Source organism: Labrys sp. 22185 (genome assembly GCF_052045555.1).
GTDB classification, from domain to species: domain Bacteria; phylum Pseudomonadota; class Alphaproteobacteria; order Rhizobiales; family Labraceae; genus Labrys; species Labrys neptuniae.
Map to the genome: position 1 here is coordinate 1 of NZ_JBQEPH010000087.1, position 3,258 is coordinate 3,258.

At 63.9% G+C, this 3,258-nt stretch carries 4 protein-coding genes; 2 read left to right on the forward strand and 2 right to left on the reverse strand.

The genetic code is table 11. The features are described 5' to 3' along the window. The first annotated feature begins 18 nt into the window (after positions 1-18). On the forward strand, positions 19-813 hold the full coding sequence (locus ACTJKX_RS37675; protein ID WP_394315765.1) for an SDR family oxidoreductase: 795 nt from the start codon (positions 19-21) through the stop codon (positions 811-813). Position 814: 1 nt separating this feature from the next. Next, positions 815-1,882, forward strand: a complete 1,068-nt coding sequence (locus ACTJKX_RS37680) for an ABC transporter ATP-binding protein (protein ID WP_440728452.1) — start codon at positions 815-817, stop codon at positions 1,880-1,882. A gap of 248 nt (positions 1,883-2,130) precedes the next feature. Here the strand turns inward: ACTJKX_RS37680 and ACTJKX_RS37685 are convergent, their stop codons facing one another. Both ACTJKX_RS37685 and ACTJKX_RS37690 read right to left on the reverse strand, forming a co-directional pair. Beyond that, entirely contained in the window at positions 2,131-2,586 is a 456-nt protein-coding gene (locus tag ACTJKX_RS37685; RefSeq protein WP_440728455.1) for a transposase, read from the reverse strand. 197 nt (positions 2,587-2,783) lie between these two features. Beyond that, on the reverse strand, positions 2,784-2,936 hold the full coding sequence (locus tag ACTJKX_RS37690) for a hypothetical protein (RefSeq protein ID WP_440728453.1): 153 nt from the start codon (positions 2,934-2,936) through the stop codon (positions 2,784-2,786). Positions 2,937-3,258 lie beyond the last annotated feature (322 nt).

Genomic DNA, 3,258 nt, shown 5'->3' on the forward strand with positions numbered 1-3,258 from the left:
GTTCCCACGAGTCTTCCGATGTCCGATCCTGCCAGCCTCCCCGATCCCTTCGGCCTTTCGGGACGCCACGTCCTGGTCACCGGCGCCGGCGGCGGCATCGGGCGGGCAATGATCGAAGCTTTCCTGCGGGCCGGCGCCATCGTCTCGGGCGCCGACCGGGATGCGGCCCTGCTGGAAAGCCTGCCCCTGCAGCACCGGCTCGTCTTCGATCTCACCGACGCCAGGGCTTGCGCCAATGCCGTTGCCCAACTGGTGGCCCAGGGCAACACGCCCGACATCCTGGTCAACAATGCCGGCTTCACCCGCGCCGAGACGCTGGCTGACGTCGACGACGCGGTCTGGGACAGCGAGCTTGCCATCAACCTCACCGGCGCCTTTCATGTCACCCGGCCCGTGATGGCAGCGATGGCAGCGCGCGGCGGCGGTTCGGTCGTCTTCGTCGCCTCGGTCAACGGGCTCGGCCATTACGGCAACCCGGCCTATTCGGCCGCCAAGGCCGGGCTGATCGCCTATGCCAAGTCGATCGCGGTGGAGGCCGGCCGCGACGGCGTCCGCGCCAATGTCGTCTGCCCCGGCTCGGTGCGCACGCCGGCCTGGGACCATCGCCTTGCCAAGGATCCGACGATCCTCGAAGATGTCGTCTCCCACTACCCGCTCGGCCGGATGGTGCGCCCCGAGGACGTCGCCAATGCCGCCGTCTTCCTGGCCTCCCCGCTCGCCGCCGGCGTGACGGGAGCGGTCCTGCCGGTCGATGGCGGCCTGACCGCCGGCAATCTGCGCTTCGTGCGCGACATCATCGAGAGGAGGTCGTGACATGGCGGGCCTGCAGGTCAAGGCGCTGCAAAAGCGATATGGCTCGGCCGTGATCCTCAAGGGCATCGACCTCGATGTCCGCGACGGCGAATTCGTGGTGCTGGTCGGCCCCTCCGGCTGCGGCAAGTCCACGCTGCTGCGCATGATCGCCGGCCTCGACGAGATCTCGGACGGCGAATTGTGGATCGGCTCCAAGCTCGCCAACAAGCTGTCGCCGCAGCAGCGCAACATCTCCATGGTGTTCCAGAGCTACGCTTTGTTCCCGCACATGACCACGCGCGCCAATATCGGCTTCGGCCCGCGCATGCGCGGCGAGAGTGCCCAGTCGATCGAGCCGCGCGTCAAGAAGGCGGCGAGCGTGCTCAACCTGCACGACTATCTCGAGCGCTATCCTCGCCAGCTCTCCGGCGGCCAGCGCCAGCGCGTCGCCATGGGCCGTACCATCGTGCGCCAGCCCGAGCTCTTCCTGTTCGATGAACCGCTCTCCAATCTCGACGCCAAGCTGCGCGTGCAGATGCGTACCGAGATCAAGGCGCTGCACCAGGACCTGAAGACCACCATCGTCTACGTCACGCATGACCAGATCGAGGCCATGACCATGGCCGATCGCATCGTGGTGATGAATGCCGGCCATATCGAGCAGGTCGGCACGCCGCTCGAGCTCTATGACCGGCCTGCCAACCGTTTCGTGGCGAGTTTCCTCGGCTCGCCCTCGATGGGCTTCATTCCCGGTACGGCCGAGAAGGGCGATGGCGCGCCGCGTCTGCGCACCAGGAACGGCCTCTTGCTGCCGATGGGTGACAGCACCGCCGCTTCCGGGCAGGCGGTCGAGATCGGCATCCGCCCCGAGCATTTCATCGTCGGCGATGCGCAGACCGGCTTTCCCTTCGTGGTCGGCGTGGTCGAGCCCACCGGCGCGGAGACCCATCTGTTCGGCACCATCGACGGCACCGAGATGCGCGCGGTGTTTCGCGAACGCCTGTCGCCCCAGCCGGGCGAGACGCTCTACCTTGATGTCAACAGGGCCAATGTCCACGTCTTCGACCCGCAGAGCGGTGCGAGGCTGTAGGGCGTGCCGATCGAGCCAAGCTCCCCTCTTTGGCGGCAAACTCACTCAGAGACCGGCGAGCGGAAAAGCATGCGAAAGATATCATGCCTTTTCGACTGCTTTGTCGCGACAACCTGGCGAGGACCATCTGGACGGCTCGAATTACCGGTCAATGTTGATTTGAGGATGAATTTGACCGGAATCAGGGTGGCGCAGTGCGATGACGATGCTGGATTTGGGGAACGGTGAAGCCTCACCCCGGCATCGTGTCATACTGATGCCGCCATTTTCTCGCGCCAGACGTAGCGGATGATATTGTAGGCGAGATTGACCATGCCGATTTTCATCGTCGCCCTGGCGATGCCGATGGTCCTGACAAACAAGCCCGTCCGGGACTTCTGGTGAGCAAAGACGTGCTCGATGCGTGATCGGATTCTTGATCGCCGGCCATTGGCCCGCGCCGTCGCCTTGCTCATCAGTCGGCCCTTCGGCTTCTTGTGATGGATGTCGCTGGCGAAACCGTTGCTGTCGAGCCAAGCCTCGTTCTTCTTCGACCGATACGCCGTGTCAGCCCACACGGTTGAGCGGGTGTTCGGCCGCTTCACCACGTTGCGGAGTTGCGCGCCGTCATAGGCGGCGGCGTTCGTAACGATCCAGCCGCGGATGAAGCCATGCCGCTGATCAATCGCGGCATGGTTCTTATAGCCGAAGACGGGAACGGCGATGGGCGCTTGTGCTCCTTGCCTTCCTCATCGACCTTGGCCTTCGAGAACTTCACCGTCCATCGTGCGTCCCGGTCTTTCTGCCTGAGCTTCGCAGACTTGTCCCTCAAGGCATCGGGAAGCTTGCCGGCCTTGATATCGGCCTTCTCGTCGTCGGTGTTCCTCTGCTTCGGGGCGGCAACGATCGTGGCGTCGACAATCTACCCACCCATGGCCAGATAGCCGGCCTTGGCGAGGTGCTTGTCGAAGCGGGCGAACAGATTCTCAACAGCCCCCGCCTGCACCAGGTGCTCCCGGAACAACCAGATCATCTTGGCGTCCGAAACCTTGCCGCCCTGCCCCAGGAAACGCATAAAGGAAAGACGGTCCTGTCGCAAATTCGGAGTAGCGATGCGAAGATCATTATCGCTGGTCAGTCAAGAGGCGAGGATTTCGAACTATTCGGAAAGCGAGGGGAGCGGATTGTAGGCATACCTTGCCTGTCGTTTGCGCATCTGTTTAGTCCCAGCATGTCATGGGTTGGTGGGCGGACGAATAGCGCCGGTTTCCCGAGCCCCCAAGTTGAGAGGGGTCCGATGCCTTCGGCGTCAATTGAAGGTGTAGGACAGGCCGCCCATCACGCCGAAGTCCGGCTTGCGGCCGCCCGCCGAATAGGTGCCGGCGATATTGGCGCGC